Origin of the sequence: Flammeovirga sp. MY04 (assembly GCF_001682195.2) — a bacterium.
Classification (GTDB): domain Bacteria; phylum Bacteroidota; class Bacteroidia; order Cytophagales; family Flammeovirgaceae; genus Flammeovirga; species Flammeovirga yaeyamensis.
In genome coordinates this window covers 1,988,700-2,011,518 of sequence record NZ_CP003560.2, presented here as the reverse complement: position 1 = coordinate 2,011,518, position 22,819 = coordinate 1,988,700, and the positions used below count along the sequence as shown (strand labels likewise).

General features: G+C 35.6%; 10 protein-coding genes. 5 read left to right on the top strand and 5 right to left on the bottom strand.

All coding sequences use genetic code 11. From position 1 onward, the window contains the following. Window positions 1-101: 101 nt before the first annotated feature. The 5 genes from MY04_RS08075 to MY04_RS08055 all read left to right on the top strand — a co-directional run bounded on the left by MY04_RS08075 (window position 102) and on the right by MY04_RS08055 (window position 16,869). Window positions 102-8,885, top strand: a complete 8,784-nt coding sequence (locus tag MY04_RS08075; protein WP_066208459.1) for an Ig-like domain-containing protein — start codon at window positions 102-104, stop codon at window positions 8,883-8,885. 109 nt (window positions 8,886-8,994) lie between these two features. Next, on the top strand, window positions 8,995-9,795 hold the full coding sequence (ttcA, locus tag MY04_RS08070; protein ID WP_066208455.1) for a tRNA 2-thiocytidine(32) synthetase TtcA: 801 nt from the start codon (window positions 8,995-8,997) through the stop codon (window positions 9,793-9,795). Window positions 9,796-9,938: 143 nt separating this feature from the next. Beyond that, entirely contained in the window at window positions 9,939-10,607 is a 669-nt protein-coding gene (locus tag MY04_RS08065; protein ID WP_066208452.1) for a Crp/Fnr family transcriptional regulator, read from the top strand. A 341-nt stretch (window positions 10,608-10,948) separates the two neighbouring features. Then, the gene (gene gltB / locus MY04_RS08060; protein WP_066208448.1) at window positions 10,949-15,382 is read left to right on the top strand and encodes a glutamate synthase large subunit; all 4,434 of its coding nucleotides are present in this window, start codon (window positions 10,949-10,951) and stop codon (window positions 15,380-15,382) included. 68 nt (window positions 15,383-15,450) lie between these two features. Beyond that, window positions 15,451-16,869, top strand: a complete 1,419-nt coding sequence (locus MY04_RS08055; RefSeq protein ID WP_066208446.1) for a glutamate synthase subunit beta — start codon at window positions 15,451-15,453, stop codon at window positions 16,867-16,869. Window positions 16,870-16,963: 94 nt separating this feature from the next. Here MY04_RS08055 and MY04_RS08050 read toward each other — a convergent pair whose 3' ends face one another. The 5 genes from MY04_RS08050 to MY04_RS08030 all read right to left on the bottom strand — a co-directional run bounded on the left by MY04_RS08050 (window position 16,964) and on the right by MY04_RS08030 (window position 22,648). Beyond that, window positions 16,964-17,971, bottom strand: coding sequence for a DUF3667 domain-containing protein (locus MY04_RS08050; RefSeq protein ID WP_158297617.1), 1,008 nt, complete (start codon window positions 17,969-17,971; stop codon window positions 16,964-16,966). A gap of 126 nt (window positions 17,972-18,097) precedes the next feature. Continuing rightward, a complete protein-coding gene (locus tag MY04_RS08045) occupies window positions 18,098-19,177 on the bottom strand; it encodes an iron-containing alcohol dehydrogenase family protein (RefSeq protein ID WP_066208442.1) in 1,080 nt (359 codons plus the stop codon). After that, a complete protein-coding gene (locus MY04_RS08040) occupies window positions 19,170-20,363 on the bottom strand; it encodes a DegT/DnrJ/EryC1/StrS family aminotransferase (protein WP_066208440.1) in 1,194 nt (397 codons plus the stop codon). Before MY04_RS08040 ends, MY04_RS08045 begins: the two co-directional genes overlap by 8 nt. 245 nt (window positions 20,364-20,608) lie before the next feature. Beyond that, on the bottom strand, window positions 20,609-21,673 hold the full coding sequence (locus MY04_RS08035) for a hypothetical protein (protein WP_066208438.1): 1,065 nt from the start codon (window positions 21,671-21,673) through the stop codon (window positions 20,609-20,611). A 231-nt stretch (window positions 21,674-21,904) separates the two neighbouring features. Continuing rightward, window positions 21,905-22,648: a hypothetical protein gene (locus tag MY04_RS08030; RefSeq protein ID WP_158297616.1), complete on the bottom strand. Its 744-nt coding sequence runs from the start codon at window positions 22,646-22,648 to the stop codon at window positions 21,905-21,907. Window positions 22,649-22,819: the final 171 nt, after the last annotated feature.

The following is a 22,819-nucleotide window of genomic DNA, read 5'->3' as shown; positions in this document are numbered from 1 at the left end:
CGTAAATTATTAAAAGTTAATAAAGTTTAATAAGTTTGGAGGAATATAATTTACGATTTCACCAAACTAAACTTAATTTTTCTTAGTTGCTACTAATTTTTATGAATAACATCTACTCCCAAACGATAGTCAAACTATTTATTACTTGCTTTTTTCTAATTTCAAGTGCATTAATCAATGCTCAGACAGTTTCCTCTTTTGATATTAAATCAGGAGCTTCTGCAACCACAAATAGTGCTGTTATACCTTATCATTTACAAGGAACCGGTTTAGACACAAGTGCAGGTACTTTTACTGTGGAAAGAAATGGATCTGATATTACTTCATCTGTAGATATAGTTGTAAATCCAGATGGATCTGGAGATTTTTATGTTTATGTAATTTTAGGGGATGCCTATTTGGATGGAGCAACTTATGATATCAATTATAAAGAGGCTCCTGCTAATGAAGATGCAGCCACAACAGTAACCATTGATGACGCAGCTTCAAATTCTACTCCTGTTACAATACCTACTTTATCTCCAACCGTAGATTTAGGTCATTCTAATTCCGATTTAATAACAAATGTAGATCCTTTACTATTTTCTGTGACAGCAACAACAGGAGAGACGGTTTACATCAAAAATAATTTAACTACTATTGGTACCGCAATTTCTACTGGTACTGATTTAATTGTAACATCCTCTTTGGGAGATGGGACACATACAATTTATGCTTATTCTATTGATTCAGATGGTGATATTTCTTTTACCTCTACACCGGTTACTATTACTATTGATAAAACAGACCCTAGTATTGGCTCAACTGCCATTGCTTGGTTAGCCAATCCTACTAATGATACTGGTACTTCTTCTTCTGACCAAATAACTAGTAACACTTCTCCTGAAGTGACCGTGAACAACCTTCCAACAACTGATGTCTATAACGTGATTGTAGAAAGTAATATTGATGGTCAGGTGGGGTCGACAGTTATTTCAGGAACAACAGAAACAGTAAATTTAAGTGGTTTATCAAATGGAGTTCACACTCTTGTAGCTAAAGTGATAGATGATGCTGGTAATGAAAGTGGAGCATCAACTTCATTAGAAATTACAATAGATACAATAGCTCCTGATGCTCCAACTATTACATTAAAGAGTAGTTCGGATACTGGTAGATCAGATAGCGATAAAAATACAAACGACACAACTCCTACTTTTTCTGTTTTTGCTGAAGTAGGTTCATCAATTGAAATTAGAGAAAATAGTGCTACAAATGGAACAGCAACAAGTGTTGGCACAACCGATGTTACTGTTGGGTCTGCATATTCTATAAATGGTACCTATACTTTTACAGCTAGAGCAACTGATTTAGCTGGTAATACATCATTAGAATCAATCACTCCTGAAGTTGTTGTGATCAAAAATGTGACACTTTCAGGTATAACAGCACCAACTTTAGATGCTTCTACTAATTCGGGAAGTACTGGTGATTGGATTACAAATTTCAGTTCGCCTATCTTAAATTTTACAGGGTTAAATACTGATGATTCAAAATATATTACTGTTACAAGTAATTTAGATGCTCTAAACGTGAACCACTTTGTGGATCCAGTTAATTCTGGAAATGAAGACGTAACTATTTCTCCAGCTTTGAGCACTCAGGGTGTTCATCGCTTAACTTATTATGTAGAGGATATTTATGGTAATAGAACTACTGATGCCTATGTTGATTTAGAATTTGATAATGTAGCTCCAAATGTGCCATCATTATCATTATCACCATCATCAGATACCGGAGATAGTAATTCAGATCTTAAAACTACAGATACCACACCTACATTTGATGTTACTTCTGATTTCGGAACAACAATTACTTTATATGAAGGGTCAACGGCTAAGGGTTCAATAACATCTACGGGATCAGATCAGGTGACCTCTTCAGTAATAGCCTCAGGGTCTACTTATAATTATTCAGCAACTGCAACAGATGTAGCTGGTAACGAGTCGGCAAATTCAAGTCCTACTATAGATTTGGAACTTCTTGTAGATAATTCTATTTCTGGCATTGTGGGTGTATTAAATAGCGGAACTGATTCTGGAGTAACCGGGGATCATAAGACCAATAATCAAACACCAAGTATAGATTTCATAAGTATTTCAACGACCAATAATCCTGACATTATTGTTGAAAGTGATATAGACGGTCAAGTGGCAAGGGTAGATGTTACAGGTGCAACACAAACAGTAGCATTATCTACTCTTTCAGAAGGTAATCATGTATTGACATTTTATTTAGAAGACGAATATGGTAATCAAGGAGCAAGTGCAACGTATAATTTAGAAATTGATATTACCGCTCCAACTTTAACTTCAGTAACTATTGCTTCTGATAACACTGACCCAACAGTTGGGGAGAACAATGATATTGTCACTCTTGATTTTACTTCAAACGAAGATTTGATCACTACCAATATTGTTACGTTAGATGGATCTGCTATTACTCCAACAAATGTTGGTTTAGATTATACTGCAACTAAAACATTATCGGTGAATGGAATGTCGACTTATGCAGATGTAGTATTTAATATTAGTGTACTTGATGCTGCTGGAAACAGTGGAACTTTAGTAGCTGCGACAACAGATGCTAGTTTTGTAAAGATTTTTCCACCAATCGTTAATACAATAAATAATCCTGCAACAACAGAATTTTGTACAGGAAGTAATACCTTTTCTATCAATGGTGATACACCTACTGGGGGAGATGGAAGTACTTACACATTCGATTGGCAAAGAAACTTCAATGGAGGATCTTTTGCTTCTTTAAATTATACAGGTGAAGATTATACAGAAAATGCTACTCTAGCAGCTGGTACTTACATTTATAGAAGAGTTGTAAGTAGTGGGGGAGTGACTGTTAATTCATCTACAGATGTAACCATAACTATAAATACTGATATTTCTAATAATGTACTTACTGGACCTGCACAAACACAATATTGTGGATCAATTACTGGAGGTACACTAACTTTTTCAGGGTCAACTCCAAGTGGAGGTAATAGTACTTATTCTTATCAATGGGAAAAAAGCACGGATAATGGCGGGACATGGTCAACTATTGGTGGTTCTACAATTAACTATACAGAGTCTTCTAACATTACCTTAAGTGGTACAACATTGTATCGAAGAGTGGTAAATAGTGGTCAATGTAGTAATACTTCAAATCAGATAGCTATAGAATTATCACCTTCTGTAACAGGAATAAACATAACCAATGTTTCTGGAGGAACAGTTTGTATTAATGATGCTGTTGTTCTTATTGGTGGTGCCCCTTCGGGAGGTACAGGTTCTTATTCTTACCAATGGCAACAACAAGTGAATAATGGAGGCTACTCAAATATAATGGGAGCAACCTCTCAAAGTTATTTTATTAGTAATATAGCTAGTTCTGGGAATTATGATTTTAAGAGAATCACAACTTCAGGAAATTGTATTGTAGAATCAAATGTAGCTTCTGTAACTGTTCCAGTGGAACCATCATCTTATGTTACATTACCTAGTACTACCAACTATTCTGATTTACAGTCTACTCCTGTGAATTTAACAATGACAGGTCTTGGAAGTGCAACCTTTTACTGTTCTGGTCCAGGTGTTGTAAGTAACGGAAATGGTAACTCTTCAAATAGATTTATCCCAAGTATTGCTGGACAAGGTAATCATAATATCAATTATCATATTGTTTATGGTTCTTGTGAAAAGGTGGAAACAGTATCCTTTACGGTTTACGATGGTTCTAGTACATTTAATTTAGATCCACAATATTGTAGAGATGATCCTACAGTTACTATTCAAGCTATTAACCCTGCATCACTTACAGGTAGTCCAGCTCAATCAGATATTTCCTACTCAGGTACTGGTGTTGTTGGTGGAACTACTTTTGATCCTGATGTGGCTTGTGCAGCATTAGGTTTAAATCCTGGGCAAAGTGCCGATGTTGTAGTAACTGGTAGTTATACTGCTTCCTTAGTAAATTATAGTTTTGATCAATCAGTTACAGTCACAGAAAGTCACACAGCACGAATCAATATTGCATCAACAAGTTACTGTTTAACTGATGCTGATTTTCAGATTGATGTAATATTGGATAATGTTCAAAATGCTACAGATGGTTCATTTAGAGTAAATGGCGGATCTTTAAGGCCAAACCCTATTACAATCAGTCCGTCGTCTTTAGGAGATGGATCATATTATATTATATACACTTATTCTGATGCAAATGGTTGTGATGTTACTACTGATACCACAATTACCATTAATCCTTTGCCTCAAGTAAGTTATGATTATGTTAACCTTTCTGATAATGGAGATTTTTGTTTTAATCAAACACCAATAACTATTCAAGGTAAAGTAGGAGGAATGAATGTATCATCAGGTACCTTTAGTGGTAATCCTGGTTTAGTAGATAATGGAGATGGTACGGCTACATTTAATCCAACTTTAGCAGGAGGAGAATTATATGATGAAGATGAAGATTTTATTATCAATTTTGAATATACTGATCCAGTAACTGGTTGTACAAATGATTCAGATTCTATGGTGACTGTTTATGGATTTGATGAAGTGTTTTTAGCTACAGATGCAGATGACTCTGTTTGTTATTCTGCTCCAATAGTTACATTTACAGCTATGGAGGGTTTAGCTCAATACGCACCCGGTGGAAGTTATTCAATAAATACCGGGGGATTAACTGATAATGGAGATGGTACGGCCTCTTTTGATCCTGAAGCGGCAGCAACTGCTGCAGGAGAGATTAGTACAGGAGATTATTCTCAACATATAGTAACATTTACATACAATAATTCATTAGGTTGTACTTATAGTTTTAATGACACAATCTATGTGAAACCACTACCTGTAAAACCAGCTTTGGTGTCAACAGTTCCAGAATATTGTTCTGATGATACTGGTTTAGGAAATATCCAAGTTTCTGGAGAAACAGGAGCTTCTTTTGTATGGTATTCTGATGATGCTTTAACTTTAGTTGAGAGTACAACGAATATCCTAACTCCAAACGATGCACCAACTGTAAGTAGTACTCAAGTTGTTACTTATTATGTTACACAAACTAGTATAGATGGGTGTACAAGTGATACACTTCAAGTACATATTACTATTAATCCTAAACCATTAGCACCTGTACTTTCAACTTCTAATGTAACATCATATTGTTCTGGTGAAACCGTTGGACAAATGTCAGTTCAAAATCCTGGAGTGAATATTAAATGGTATACCTCTACTAATACGATAACACCTGTTGGTTTGGGAGATGATTTTACTCCAGTTATTAATACTAATGTACCTAGAGATACTACTTTTGTTTATTATGTTACTGAAACTACTAATGGATGTGAAGGGCCTGGCACAACTTTAAATATTAGTGTATTTAAATCTCCTGATGCTCCAACATTTAACCCTGTTGCTGAGATATGTTCAGGAGGGGCACTACCTACAATTAGTGTTGCCACTGGCCAAAATGTGAATTGGTACGATGATGCTGCTAAAACAAACCCACCATTAAATCCAGCTTATACATTAGGGTATACACCTTCTTTCAATACAAATGTTCAAAATGATTCAATAGTTAGTTTCTATGCAACATCTACAGCAAGTGGATGTGAAAGTGTAACTGCACAAGTGGATATTATTATTAGAGCTTTACCAGCTTCGCCTTCATTGAGTGCTATTCCTATTTATTGTGAAGGAGAAACAATCGCATCGATTACAGCAACTGGAGAAGTAGGAGCCTCTTATGAATGGTTCTCTGATGAAACATTGACATCTTCAGTATCTACAAGTCAAACATATGATCCAATGATTAGTGCACCTAGTTATCCTACCTTAGATACTCTTAATTATTGGGTTGTTCAAGTAGTTGATGGATGTGTTTCCTTACCAACTAAGGTAGATATCCCTGTTTATCCAAATGCAGCAAAACCAACGGTAGATACTAACTATTTTGTATATTGTTCAGGTGAAACCATCAGTTCTGTAAATGTTACTACAGGAAGTAACGTAAAATGGTATAATGAACCTACATTGTCAACTGTAATTTCCACAAGTACAACTTTCACGCCTATAGATCCAAATTCTGCAACTGATTACTCACAGGTATATTACGTTACTCAAACGGTCAATGGTTGTGAGAGTGATACTACTCAAGTAACAGTTATTATTAATAAAACACCTGATGCTCCTATTGTGAATGGAGATTTTGAAATATGTTCAGGTGATACCTTTACTCAGTTTGCGGTTACAAATTCTGTCGATAATGATGTTACTTGGTACTCAGATGCGGGTTTAACTTCTGTAATCAGTAATAACCTCGCATATACTCCAACAGTTGGTACAACAGTAACTACGGAAACAACTTATACATATTATGTAACAGATACGCATTTAGGTTGTGAAGGTCCGGCTACACCAGTGACAATAACTATACATCCACTTCCAGAATTAACAATGGTCGGATCATTAGTAGAGGATAGTGTTTATTGTCAGAGTGAAGGATTAGTGGGTGTGGGAGGATCACCAACAGGAGGTTCGTTTACCTCTCCAACAGGAGCGATTATTAGTCAAACAGGTTCAAATTTCTCAATAAATATGGCTGATTCTCCTTTAGGAAATCATGTTGTAAAATATATTTATACCAATGCTAATAACTGTTTGGATTCAACAGATTATGCATTTACAATTGTAGATGTTCCTGATGTAGATTTTGGAACACAAGTATTGTGTGATACTAGAGAAGTTGTGTTAACTGATAGTACGATTATTAGAGATGCTTCACAGATCACACGTTGGGTCTACAATTTTGGTGATGAGGGTTCTCATACCATTACAGATCCTGCTTTAGCACAAACATATACACATCAATTTGCAACTGCAGGAGAAAAGAACATTACATTGACCATATTTACAGATCAAGGATGTTCTGATGTATCTGTCACTAAGAGAATATTTATTGGATCACCTCCAACTGCAGATTTTAACTGGTCAGTTTCCGAACATCAATCAAATATGATTTTTGATGATATATCAATGCCTGCAGATAGAGATACAATTGCAAGTTGGGATTGGGATTTTGGTGATGGTAATTCACAAACAATTTTGGCCGATTTAAGTGATTTATCAGTGAATGGGTCAACCCTTCATCAATATCAAAATCCGGGTACTTATAATGTTGTTTTAACAGTAAATACATTAAAAGGTTGTTCTAAAATCTTTACAAAAGAAGTATTTGTCGTTCCAAGAATATCATTAGTTGATACTGACGATGAGTATTTTGAAAACTTTGACTTGGATGATGGTCAGTGGGTTCCTATGGGTGATTTGAGTTCGTGGGAATATGGTCAAGCAGCAGGAGAAAATCTCATTTCTACTTCTAATGCTTGGGTAACTGACTTAACCTCGAATTATCATCCTTTAGAAGATTCTTATCTAAATTCACCGTCATTCGACATTTCAGGATTAGACCGTCCAATGGTCACTTTTGATATGCAATTGGATTGTGAGACAGGAATTGATGGTGTAGCTTTCCAATATTCTATAGATTCTGGTCAAACATGGCAGGTTTTAGGAGATACCAATGACCCAATCAATTGGTACAATAGTTCGAATATTAGATCAAATCCAGGTAATCAACCTTCTACTATTGCTCAGCCTGACCCAGTGGGTTGGACAGGTTCTACAGAGGAAGAAGGTGGTATATTTAGAGAAACCATTTCTATCCGACACAGTTTAGATCAATTCAGGGGAGTAGACAAGGAACACTTAAGGTTTAGATTTGCATTTAAATCAAATTCGGATTTAGAAGATGAAGGTGTTCTGATAGATAATTTCTGGGTTGGTAATAGAAGAAAAGCGGTAGTGATAGAAACAATGACAAACGCAGGAGAAGCATCAGTGAATAATAATACGTATCGATTAGATAGTGTTCTTGTAAATGAATTTAGTACAGACGTTATCGCTATTAATTATCATGTTCGCCAAGATGGAAGATCAGACTCATTAAATATTGATAATCCAGAACCACCAAGTGGACGTACTTTCCAATACGGAGTTTCTGATGCTCCAACGACAATTGTAGATGGTAATGCATTCTTAGGTTATACATTCGATTTCATAAATAATAAAAATTACAGTCGTCCGATTATGTCAAGAATTCTATTGGACCCAGAATTTGATATCTCACTTTCATTACCAGATGTTGGAGATCCTGATGAAATTGAAGTGACCATAACCGCAAATAAAGATTTTTCTTCAGAGGATACTGAAATTATTGTCCATCTGATAACGGTAGAGAGAGAAATTAATGGAATCGAAGTTTCTGAAGGTTTATATACTCATAAAAATGTAATGAAATCGATGTCTCCAGCTCCAGGAGCAGAAGGAACAAGTTTCTTGGGAAGATCATGGACCAATGGTAGTAGCGAAACATTTACTGTGCAATGGGACAATCCTCAGGTATATGATACATCTCAAGCAGAAATAATTGCACTGGTTCAGAACAATGTAAATATGGAAATATTCCAAGCTATTCGAGTTCCAGTTAGTCATTTAGTTTCTACAGATCCGCAGGATGTGACATCAATAGATTACAATGATCTAGAATGGAGTTTATATCCAAACCCTGCTTCTGATGTTGTTACTATTAAAGCTCCTCAAAATTTATCAAACTGCGAGTGGATATTAACGAATGCTGAAGGTAGAAAAGTAACAGAGGGTGTCTTTACCGGCAATACCTATAAAATTGATGTAGATGATTTACCATCAGGTATATATATATTAAGACATACTCAAGGTGACAATGCAGTTGGGAATCCAATCAAATTTGTTGTTGGTAGGTAAATGATTCACCCAAAATGATTTAAACAGAATTAGATATAAATAATCATTAAAAATTTCCACAAGGGTACTTCAATCTTTTGATGTATCTTTGTGGAAATTTGATTTTAGAATGACGTTAACAATAGAACAAGTTAAGCTTCAAAAACGCTTACACAGAAATGTTTGGAAAGCCATAGATGATTATCAATTAATTGAAAATGGCGATAAAGTAATGGTATGTTTATCTGGTGGAAAAGATAGTTATGCCATGTTGGAAATACTATTACATATTCAATCCACCAAAAAGTTTGATTTTGAAATAATAGCAGTCAATTTAGATCAAAAACAACCTGGTTTCCCAGAACATATCCTTCCTGAGTATTTAGAATCGAAGGGTGTCAATTTTAAAATTTTAAATAAGGACACCTATTCAATAGTTACAGAGAAGTTAGAGGCAGGGAAAACAATGTGTTCTTTATGTTCTCGTTTAAGAAGAGGGACATTATACACAGCAGCAGAAGAATTGGGAGTAACTAAAATTGCCTTAGGTCATCATAGAGATGATATTATAGAGACATTTTTATTGAATATGTTTTTTAGTGGAAAGTTAGAGGCAATGCCCCCAATCTATAAAACGGACGACCAGAAACATATTGTTATTCGTCCATTAGCTTATTGTAAAGAACGCGATATTGAAGAATACGCTCAAATAAAAAGCTTTCCTATAATTCCGTGTAATTTATGTGGTTCACAACCGAAATTACAAAGACAGATGGTTAAACAGATGTTGAAAGAATGGGAAAAAGATTATCCAGACCGCTCTGAGGTAATTTTTAACTCCATTAAAAATGTTTCTCCTTCCCATCTTATGGATAAAGATTTATATGACTATAGTTTATTTAAGATGATAGAACCAGCAATAAAAAGCTAGGAAAATATAGATTAGATAGGTGTCTTCGGACACCTTTTTTTATATTTGACTGTTATAGAACGAGAAGATTTTTTGATAATACCCCGTAAAAAAGTATTTTAATTAAATCACCGTTTTAATGCTCTATCTTAAATATTAACCGAATGAGTGAAATATGGACCATGCATAATTTTGATCTTTATTCAATTTTATGTCCTACAAAACTTAAAAATTACTTTAAAACCAATGGTCTTACCTTTAAAAAAGGGGAGGTGATCTATTTTCCAGAAGATGATGAACAAAAGATTTACCTAGTTAGTAAGGGGAAGGTGAAACTTTGTACTTATAATCAAGAAGGTGATGAAGTAGTGAAACTTATCTTAACTAAAGGAGAGATTTTTGGAGAGAAAATCCTATTAGGACAAAACACTCGCGATGAATACGCAATTGCTGAAGGTGATACAACCTATCTATGTTTATTATCTATTGATAAGATGCGAAATCTAATGAGAGATAATGAACGTTTTGGTTTATTCATTTATAAGTTGATTGGGTTAAGAGTAAAAAAGATAGAGAGAAGATTGGAGATTTTAGTGTGTAAAGATGCAGAAGAAAGATTACTCGAGTTTATAAAAGATCTTTTTGATGATAAATTTGAGGATGATGAGACCATAAAACATCCCTATTCACAGAACGATATAGCCAAACTTATCGGTACATCGAGAGAGACCGTTTCTAAACAAATGAGCAAGTATAAAAAACAAGGTTGGATCGATTATACAAGGACTTCTATAACACTAAGAAATAAAGCCGCATTTTCAGAAATATTATAAGCTTTCACTGATTAAATCTGCTTCGATTTTCATCAAATAAAACGTAAAATATACAATTTTCTTACCCTTATTTATGTTGTTATATTTACAACAATGTTGATATATTTTGTCATAATCGCTGATTTGAATGCGAAATATTCATTAAAATGTATCATTTATTAATGATTTATTAAAAAATACTCTTATATTTGAGAGTGTTGTGAACGAAACTTTGGAAGGAGCAAATAATGACAAATAGATAGTAATTATTATTCTTAGTATATTAATAACAAGAGTTGCTATAGCTAACAACAGACCTCCAAAGTCCAAACTAATATCGAAAATCGGAAGACGCTTTATTTATGGAACACAGATTAACGGCCTTTAAGGACAATTGTGGTTTTGGTATGATCGCCAACTACAAAAACCAGCCCTCAAGGCAAATGACTTTAGACGCTATTGAAGCCCTTTCTCGAATGATCCACCGTGGTGCAATTGCCGCAGATGGTGTCAGTGGAGATGGTTCCGGCTTCTTATTTTCAATGCCAGATCGCTTCATGCGAAAAGAGGCGGAGATGAATGGAATTGACCTACCGCAACGTTATGCAGTAGCTATGATGTTCTTGACAGACCCAACGAAACAAAAAGAAGTATTCTCAGAGTATTGTGAAAGGAACGATTTAAAAGTTCTATTTACAAGAAAAGTACCTTTGAATACTGAAGTGTTGGGTAAACAAGCATTCGAATTACTACCTGAAATTGTACAGGCTTTTGTAGTTCCAAATGCTTTAATGTCTACAAAACGTTTCTCAGCGTTATTATATTTAACAAGAAAAGAAGTAGAACATGCTTTAAGAGATGATGAAGGGTTCTATATTCCATCTTTCTCTGAAAAAGTAGTTTCTTATAAAGGTTTGGTAATGCCAACCCACATCAAAGAGCTTTTTGTTGACTTACAACAAGAAGAGTTTGAAGTGTCATTTGCGGTATTCCACCAAAGATTCTCAACAAACACACTTCCTCAATGGAGATTGGCTCAACCATTTAGAACATTAGCTCATAATGGCGAGATCAACTCTATTCAAGCGAACAGATTTAACTTCTCTATAAAAGAAGAAGTTCTGAAATCAGACGTTTTCACTAAGGAAGAATTAGATAGAATTTTCCCAATCCTAGTTCCTGGCGGATCAGATTCAGCATCATTAGATAATGCATTTGAATTCTTGGTAACAGCAGGTATGGACTTTTTCCAAGCAGCAAGGTCGTTAGTGCCTGCACCTTGGCAAAACGTTCCGAACTTGGATGCAAAATTAAGATCATTTTATGAGTATGCAGCAAGTAACTTTGAGGCATGGGATGGTCCAGCAGCATTAAATTTATGCGATGGCCGTCACTTAGGATGTATCTTAGATAGAAATGGTTTAAGACCAGCTAAATTTATTGTCACTAACGATAACAGAATTATCATCAGTTCTGAGTATGGTGTAATTGATTTAGAAGAAGATAATATCAAAGAGCAAGGTAAATTACAATCAGGTCAAATGATTGGTATCGACTTGCGTTATGGTACAATCTTAAAACATAATGAAATTGATAACTACCTTAAGGAGGCTAGACCTTGGGGTAAGTGGATCCATGAGAATAGTGCTTATTTGATGGAACATGTAGACAAAAACTTCTTGTCTATGAGTGACTACAGATATGACGATATCGTAGATAAACAACGTTATCATAACTTTACCAACGAAGTATTGGAAGGCGTTGTTCGTCCAATGATCGAAACAGGTAAGGAAGATACAGGTTCTATGGGTGATGATACTCCATTAGCTTGTTTCTCAAACGTACAAAGAAACTTTACTGATTTCTTCCGTCAGAAGTTCGCCCAAGTAACTAACCCACCAATTGACCCTCTAAGAGAGAAAATGGTGATGTCGACAGCGGTAACTTTCGGTAGAAACAACAATGTTTTAATTGATGGTGCTATGAACGCACATCGATTAAAATCAATGTCGCCAATTTTATCGTACGAACACTTTGATGTACTAAGAAGATTTGGTACAAAAGGTGATTCATTGTACGATTATCAATACAATTCTAAAACATTTAGTACAGCCTTCAACGTTGATTTAGAGAAATCTTTACATCGTTTAGGTGAAGAAATAGAAAAGTCTGTAAGAGACGAGGATACAGCAATTGTGATGTTAGATGACAGAGAGTTATCGAAATCTAAATTGTTAATCCCAATGCCAATGGCAGTAGGTTACGTAAGTAATTATTTAGCAGCCAAAGGGTTGAGATCTAAAGTATCTATCGTTGCAATTACAGGTGAGGTGTATGACTCCCACTCAGCAGCCGTTCTATTAGCTACCGGAGCAACAGGTATCTATCCATACCTGTTACTAGGTACAGCACTTCAAGTAGCAGAAAACTTAGGTGCAGATTCGTATATGACTCGTAAGAAAGCGTTAATTAAAGTTCAGAAAGCTTTAAATGCTGGATTATTGAAGATTATGTCGAAGATGGGTATTGCAACTATCGAATCATATCAAAATTCATCATTATTTGATGTGATCGGTTTGAGCAACTCTATCGTAGAACAGTGTTTCCAAAGAAGTGAAGCACTTATCCCAGGTCTTGATTTCTCAGATATTGAGGAAAGACTTAAAGCTTATCATAAATCAGCATACAAAACAAGGTTCATTAAGAAAATGTATCCTTTAGAAGTAGGTTCATTCTACAAGTATGCTGAAGGTGGTGAGTATCATGATTTTGCACCTACTGTGGCGAAAAGCTTGAGAAAGTTTGCTGTTACGGGTAGAGCAGAAGATTATGCTGATCTTAGAGATCAGATCAACAATAGAGGTCTACGTATGATTCGTGACTTCTTCGAATTCAAATCGGAACGTAAACCTATCGATATCTCTAAAGTAGAGCCTATCGAGTCAATTACAAAACGATTTACTTCAGCAGCCATGTCATTAGGTTCGATTTCACCAGAAGCTCACGAAGCTTTGGCGGAAGCGATGAACACCATTGGTGGTCAATCTAACTCGGGTGAGGGTGGTGAAGATCCTAAGCGATTCGGAACTATCAAGAACTCTAAGATTAAGCAAGTGGCTTCAGGTAGATTTGGTGTAACACCTCACTACTTGAGAAATGCTGAAGAAATTCAAATTAAAGTAGCACAAGGAGCGAAGCCAGGTGAAGGTGGTCAGCTTCCAGGTTCAAAAGTAACATCTCTAATTGCAGAATTAAGATGTACAATTCCTGGTGTAACGCTTATCTCACCTCCTCCACACCACGACATTTATTCTATTGAGGATTTAGCGCAGTTAATTTATGACTTGAAGCAAGTGAATCCTAAAGCTAGAATTTGTGTTAAGTTAGTATCGACTGCAGGTGTAGGTACAATTGCAGTAGGTGTTGCTAAGGCATATGCGGATAAGATCATTATCTCAGGTGCTGATGGTGGTACTGGTGCTGCACAATTAGGTTCAATTAAGTTCGCTGGTAACCCTTGGGAACTTGGTTTAGCTGAAGCACACAATGCATTAAAAGTAAACGGCTTAAGAGATTTTGTAGAAGTACAAACAGATGGTGGTTTGAAAACAGGTCTTGACTTGGTGAAAGCTTCAATCATCGGTGCAGAAAGTTTTGCATTTGGTACATCTCTACTAACAACAATTGGTTGTAAAATCTTAAGAGTTTGTCACTTAAATAAATGTTCTGTTGGTATTGCCACTCAATCGGAGCAATTGAGAGCATACTACATGGGTACTGTGAAAGGAGTAGTTAACTACTTACAAGCAATGGCCCAAGAAGTAAGAGAAATCTTAGCAGAACTTGGTTATGAATCAATGGATGAAATCATTGGTCAGACGCACTTATTGAAAGTGATAGATAATGATTTCGCTAAGAAGTTCGATTTCAAAGATGTTCTTTACTATGCAGAAGGTAAGAATATCAGAGAGAAAGATTCTAACGATCCATTCGATCCAAACGATTTCGAAAGAGAAATCTTAGATGAGTTGATGCCTGTAATTAAAGGCCCTCACTACAGAACAGTTCTTGAAAAAGAAATCGTGAATACCAACCGTAGTTTCGGTGCTAGAATTTCAGGTCAGATTGCCGAATTCCATGGTAAGAAAGGTTTACCAAAAGAATTGATCACTATCAATCTTAAAGGTACAGCGGGACAATCATTTGGCTGTTTATTGAGCCATGGTATGTTGCTTTCTTTAAAAGGTACAGGTAATGACTATGTTGGTAAAGGTATGAGTGGTGGACACATCATTATTACTCCAAAGGACGGACAAACGGAAGGTAGAAGTTTAGCAGGTAACACTTGTTTATATGGTGCTACAGGTGGTAAACTTTTCGTTAGAGGTCAAGTTGGGGAACGTTTTGCAGTCCGTAACTCAGGTGCTTTAGCAGTAGTAGAAGGAACAGGTGATCATCCTTGTGAGTATATGACAGGTGGTACTGTAGTTATTCTTGGTAAAACAGGTAACAACTTCGGTGCAGGTATGACAGGTGGTGTAGCCTTTGTTTATGATAAAGACAGCACATTTATCGATAAAATGAACCAAGAGTTGATTAAAGCAACTCGTATCGATACGGATGAAGGGGATGAAGGTAGATTCTACCTACAAAGAATTCTTCGTAGTTACTTGTTCAGAACAGGTTCAACGAAAGCGAAGCATATTCTTGACCATTTCCGTGAAGAGGTTCGTTACTTCTATATGGTAACATCTAAAGACATGAAATCTCCATTGAACCCAATGGAGGGTAATTAATAGATTATTGAGAAGGGGTTTAACTCCTTCTCGGATCATAATCAATACCTTACCAAAAAGAAATTATTATGTACGAGTTCACTAAAATAGAACGAATTACACCTACACTTCGCCCAGCAGATGAGCGTGTAGGAAACTTCGATGAAATAAATGAGGTGTACACTACCTCAGAAACAGCTTCTCAAGCTTCTAGATGTGTACAGTGTGGTAACCCTTACTGTTCTTCAGTTGGTTGTCCATTGAGTAACTATATTCCTCAGTGGTTAAGATTTATCGCTGAGAAAGATCTTGAGCAAGCATTTAAAATCTCTAACGAGAGTTCTCCTTTCCCAGAAATCTTAGGACGTATTTGTCCTCAAGACCGTCTTTGTGAAGGGGCATGTACTCTTAATGATGGTAACGATGAAGAAACAATTGGAGCAATTACTATTGGTTCTATCGAAGTTGCTATCTCAGAGAAAGGTTTTAAGAAAGGATTCAAACCAGAATTTGCAGATAAGATGACAGGTAAAACTGTTGCTATTGTAGGTTCAGGTCCTGCGGGTCTTAGCTGTGCAACTTTCTTATTAAGAGCAGGTGTTAAACCTGTAGTATTTGATAAGGCAGATAAAGCAGGTGGACTTTTAACTTACGGTATCCCTGGTTTCAAATTAGAAAAAGAAGCTGTGGAACGTAGAGTGGAATTGCTTAAAGAAGCAGGTATGGAGTTAAATCTAGGTGTTGATATCGGAAACGACATCACTCTAGACGAATTAAGAAAGAACTATGATGCTGTATTCTTAGGAATCGGTGCTATGGCAGGTAGAACTTTAGATGATGAAGTATACAATACGGATAACATCTATATGGCCGTTCCTTTCTTAACGAACATCCAAAAGAAAATTGAGGATAAGCAATTCGATAAGAAATACGATGTAGAAGGTAAAAGAGTAGTTGTAATTGGTGGTGGTGACACTGCTATGGACTGTGTAAGAACTTCTATTCGTGAAAAAGCAGCTAAAGTAACTTGTTTCTACCGTCGTGATGAAGAAAACATGCCGGGTTCTAGAAAAGAAGTGAGAGCAGCAAAAGACGAAGGTGTTGAATTCAACTTCTTGAAATCACCAAAGTCGTTTGTAGCTGATGATAAAGGCAATGTGTATGGATCAAAATTCGTAGACATGAAATTATCTGAGCCTGATGCATCAGGTCGTCAAGCAGTAAGTGAAATTGCTGGATCTGAATCTATCGTTGAAGCAGATGTATTTATCCTTGCTTTAGGTTTCAATAACGAAAAACTTAAGTGGATTACAGATGCTGGTGTAGAAACTGATAAGTGGGGAGCATTAAAAACAGATGAAAAAGGACAAACGTCTTTAGAAAATGTTTTTGCTGGAGGAGATAGCGTTAGAGGTGCTGATTTAGTAGTAACTGCAGCATTAGATGGTAGAGAAGCTGCCATGTCAATTTTAGAATCGATTTTCGATGAAGAACCTGCTTCTGTTTAATTTAAACTGATTTAGGTTGATATTATGACCCACTGAGAAAAGCGTCTCTCAGTGGGTTTCTTTTTATATTTTTTCCAGATTGACTATTTGATAATTAAAAGATCAAAGCTGTTAGTATCACTTCTAGAACGGCAAAAAACAGCATACTAAAAAAATGTATATACATTGCTAAACTCCCTTTGATGATTGTTTTAAACCAAGACTGACCATAGAATTTCTTCATCATCACATAAATCATCACAAAGCTATAGAGAAATATAAATGTGTTAATTAATGCACCGAAGTTCTCAGGACCAAAGTGGGAAATGAGAATCATTAAGGTGAAACAAAATAGGGAAAATGCATGTAGATGCGTAGAAAAGACCAAATGTTGTATGTATAGATTCTTTATTTCGCCTCTTTTCCTGATATAAAATAACTTGAGGTATAAAGCAAATAATGGTACAAGCAGCATCACAGCCATTGACATATTGGCAAAAATCGTCTGCTTTAAAGTCTTTCCATTGTCATTATATATCTTTTGACCTTGCTTAATAAGAATGACGTTAAACCATTCTTTTATACCTAATGAATCACGTATAAAATCATTGGTAAGCACCGTTTCATTTTCATATGCTTTTAAAATTCTTTTATCAAAACGTTCTCCATTAACTTTTAACTTTTTTATTTCAGAATCTTTACCAAATTCAATGGCAGAAAATGGAATATTATCAGCTTTATCTTTTTTAGTTGTCTTTTTCTCTACTTCTTCTTCATCATGACCATTTCCAATAACTATTGAATCATCAGTAACAACTAGATGATTAAAAAGGAAGAAAAAGACAATAGAACAAACAAGGTATATTCTAAAGGGTTGAACATACTTTACTCTTTTTCCTTCCAAATAAGCTTTTGATAATTTTGCTGGATTGGTGATAAATGGAATAAATGTGTGGAATAATCTTGAATCCCAACTCATTAATTCATCTGCAAACTCTTGGATTAAGTCTCTAAGTTTTAGGTTGTAGTCAATATTTTTTTGTCCACAGTTAGAACAATAGTTATCATTATTGCTTAAGTCATTTCCACAATTTTTACACTGCTGATGAATAGAGCCCTTCATTGTCATAATTAGTTCTGTTTATTATCTGAATTATAGCTTTCAGATTGCTAGTAATGTTTAGTAAAAAACGAATATAAAAAAAGTCCTCCAAAAAGGAGGACTTCTTCTCTATATTCTTCAGATAGATTACAGACGTTTGAAGATCTTTTTGATATCTTCTCTTGTCCATTTTTCTTCCCAATCAAGACCAATTGCATGGTTCCACATATGTGGTAGGTTGTAAGAAACTTCTACCATAGCATCGATTGTCTCCTCAGACCATTCTTTAGAAAGACCTTGTGGAAGATCAACGTTATGTTTTTTGATCATTTCTTTAAACTCTCCAACAGCATCACCATAGAATTCTTCTAAGTGATAGAATGCTAAACAGTTCGCAAAACCGTGGCGAGTACCTAAGATTTTTGATAAACCATATGAAATAGCGTGGCACGCACCTACTTCAGAATAAGTCAATGATAAACCACCAAATAGAGAGGCAATCATCAATTTCTCATCATTTTCTAGGTTTTGGCCAGCGTTATCACCTAAATACACCTCACGGCAAAGGGCTAATGCTTGGTCACCGTAAGCCTTTGAGTAGGCATTGAAGTATAAACCACTTTCAGCTTCAATACAGTGGATATAGCAATCCATACCTGTATAGAACCATTGGTTGGTATCAACAGTAGCTAATAACTCAGGATCAAGAACAGCTTGGTTAAATACTGTCCAATCACACTTCAAGCCTAATTTCTTAACAGGTCCAGTTAGAACGGCTGTCATAGAACATTCAGCACCTGTACCTGCCACTGTAGGAACACCCATGTGGTAGATACCTGCTTTCTTCACCAAGTTTAATCCTTGATAAAGTTGAGATGAACCTTCGTTAGTAACCATCAAAGATAAAGCCTTAGCAATATCCATGATAGATCCTCCACCGATACCAATGATACCAGAAGGAAGACCTTTCTCTGCTAAGATTTGATCACGAAGTCTATCCACTTGATCCGTAGTCGGCTCGTATTGGTCGATATCCTCAAAGAATACCATATCACCATCGTGAGCAGGGATACGATCAGCAAGTTCTTTTCCTTCGAAATACTTGTCAACGATAAATACCATGAATTTATCGTTTTCCACACGTTTAGGAGCTAGGATGTCATCAATTTGATTGAAGGCACCTTTTCCATAAACGATTTTGTCGATATTTTTAAAATTCTTATGCATGTTCTACAACAACTTGTTTCAATTGTGAGATTAACTGATCAGCAAATGCATTGATTTCTTCTTCAGTCCATGTAGCACGGATACCGATAGAAAGAAGTCTACCAATAATGTTTTGTGATTTAGGCAATTCAATTGTATTCCAATCTTGGCGGTGCTCATAATCATGAATAGCCAATTTGTATGGAGATTTTAATTGCTTTAAGTGATCCCACTGATTGATAAAGTGGTACATGTTTGTATACCAGTAAGCTACTCCTTGAACTTCTTTAGATGCTTTAAGGGCAAGTTCAGGAGTTTCCATGAAGAAGTTTAAGAAAGTTGCTGAATCACCTTCTTCGTCTGGTAGACAACGGAAAGTAATGAAAGGAACTTCTTTACGTAAACGTTCTTTTAAGATTGCTTTGTTTTTTCTGTTTTGCTCACGGATCATTTCCAACTTACGCATTTGAGCTACAGCAACTGCTGCGTTTAACTCTCCTAAACGGTAGTTGAAGCCCATAATTGGGTGAGGTTCCATTCCACGGTTATCACCAACGTGAGAGTGACCGTGATCAGAGAACTGACCCATGATCTCGTATTTATCTGTGTCGTTTGTGAAACACACACCACCTTCTCCAGCAGTAGTAATTTTGAAGAAGTCAAAAGAAACAGCACCAGCTTCACCGAATAAACCTACGTGTTTTCCTTTGTAGAAAGCACCTAAAGCTTGACCTGCATCTTCTAATAATTTGATATTATGTTTATCACAAACTGCTTTAATTCCGTCCAAATCAGCTGCAGCACCACACATGTGTACCAATAATACAGCCTTTGTTCTTGGAGTAATTGCTGCTTCAATAGAGGCAGCGCTCAAGTTTAATGTTTCGTCTACTTCAGCAAATACTGGAATACCACCAGCAAATAATACAGCCTCGATAGGAGCGATAAATGTAAAAGGAGTACAAATAACCTCATCACCATGTCCAATTCCAGCAGCAGCCATCATACAAGCTACAGCAGCAGAACCAGATGAAACAGCGTGAGCATGTTTTGCACCAGTATAATTTTGGAATAATTCTTCGAATTCTCTAGCTTTCCAATGACCATTTCTTTGATCATCATGGTTATATCTAAAAAGCATTCCGGACTCTAAAACGTCCATTACTTCTTTTCTTTCTTCGTCACCAAAATATTCCGTTCCTGGCATAATCTATATAATTAAAATTGAATAATTTGTCGTCAATTTTGACTCGGCAAAGGTACAAAAATTTATGGATCGATAGGTTGATCAATCATTAAATTTTTGGACTAGCCCGGTATTATAACACTTCAATAGATGATGTTGCCAAAAAATGATGTTAATAAATGTTTGATGTATTGAATATTAAATATTTAAATTATTCAAAACATAAAAGGCATCCATTTTTAAGATGCCTTTTTGATTTGATATTTCTATAATGTCACTCCTTTTAAGAAGTTTTTACCCTTAAAACCGAAACGATAATTAAGACCAAAAACAATTTGATTTCTACTCCCTAAGAAAGAGTATAAAGCAGTAAACTGATATCTTTTATTATGTTGATAATTAATCCCTAAAGACATACTCCATGGATAATATAAAGCCTTGTCAAATGTATAATGAAGGTTTAATGGGTCGGTACTATTTAAATAATTACTTGCCCCTTGATATACAGGTTCAAGAATTTGTTGTTCTGTAGGGTTTAATTGACCGTACCAAGTATCTAAATTTTGACTAGCTCTAATTTTACCTTCTGGTGTAATACCAACTAGTTTCTCAATGTCTACTTTACCACCACTAGATTTATTCAAACCTAAATATTGAACACCAACAAGTGCAACGACATTTCTGTAAGGTTTCTTTCTAAAACGAAACATATGTCCAATTCTGGCACCAATAACATTTGTTCTTGTAGCTTTGTCAGTACTACCCGTGAAAGTATATACTTGAGTGTAGTCCAGCGATACCACCAATGGGCCAACACCACCAGCGACTACCGTACCCCAACCAACGGAAGGTCCTTCACTTCTAGCAGTGAAATCAGCTTTAAATGGTAAACCAAGTGATACTTCTGTTTCTGATTTAATATAACCACCAATACCATAAACATTTAAAAAAGGTAGCAACCAGAAGTCATATCTTGCTGAAACAGCTTGAACGTGTGGAGTGATATTATTAAAACGAGCAAAACCATCCACATTCATTAATTTTGTTGGGGATAAACCTACATTAAGGTTACTAACCATTAGGTCTTGTTTTGAATAAGCATAGTTAATCATAAGACCATTTGGGAAGGGTAAATCAAAACCCATTTTTCTCAATTTTGATCCCATAATTGGAAAGTGCCAAGGGTATTCTGTATTCTTTAAACTATCTGTATAATGTTGATAATCATCTTCTATTGCAAGGTTGGATACAGATCCCTGACCAAAAGATGTATTTTGAAAGGCAATTAAAGCAATAAGAATAAGACCGAATTGTAAAATTTTCTTTTTCATAATTGATAGCAAGATTGAAATATTTTGGATTGAATTAATTATAGATTATTTCTAGATTGATTACCTTACAAAGATCTTAGTTTTGGCTATCAGTGAGTTACATAAAACGATTGATCATTTATACATTATCGTCAAAGTGAGTATCAGATAATTATTTCTTAGGTATTGAAAATAAAAAAGCACCCATTCAAATGGATGCTTGTGCTCTAAAACTTATCAATAGTATAATGGCTATTTAGGGAAGATAAATGTCACTGATGCTCTAAAACCATATTTCGCTTTTTGAGCGGCAGGAGCAGCAACATTAAATCTTGGACCCGCAGATAGTTGTACTTTTTGCTTACCTAAAGAAGCTACACCACTAATACTTGGCGTAAACCAAATCGTAGTAGAGTTATCCATCCAATTTTGTGTTAACTCCATCATTGCGGATGCTCCTGCACCAGATTTCCAGTTGTAAGTAGCAAATGGTTGGAAATAAAACTGGTTTACATCACCTCTAGCTTGATCCCCTGCAACACTCCAGATTTGATTTACTAAGAATCCATAAGTGAATGCATTTTGTTGTTTTAAGGCAACAAATGTTGGACCTAAACCAAATTTTCCTGTACCTAAAAAATGATTGGTTGCTGAAGGAACCAAGAAAGCTGGTCCAATACCCCAGATCAAACCATTTTTAGTTTTCGATGGACTAAAGAATCCACTCAGTACCATATCACCTAAGCCAGATTCAGAATTACCATAACCGGAGATGTTGTCTTGGTGTACTACAGGTAAAACCATACGAGTAATCAGGTTGATGTCTTCAGTAAGTTTAAATGGAATAACAGGCTGAACATTGATGGTGTGTCTTGCTCCATTGTGCTCACCAATACCAAAGTCCATATTACTTTGAAAAGGAGCACTAATTAGATTGGCAACCGGATTGGCTAATTTTTTAGCCAAATCTTCGTCAGAGTGTTTTTCTTGAGCCATGATAAAACTAGACCCAAAAAACATTAGAAACAGTAAGCAAATGGTCGCTTTTGTGTTTTTTGTAAAATTAAATTTGAAGAAATTTGTTTTCATGATTGATAGCAAATTGAAATTGTTTTGGTTTGATTTAAAAAAGGATTATTCCTTTATTCTTAACCTTACAAAGGTCTT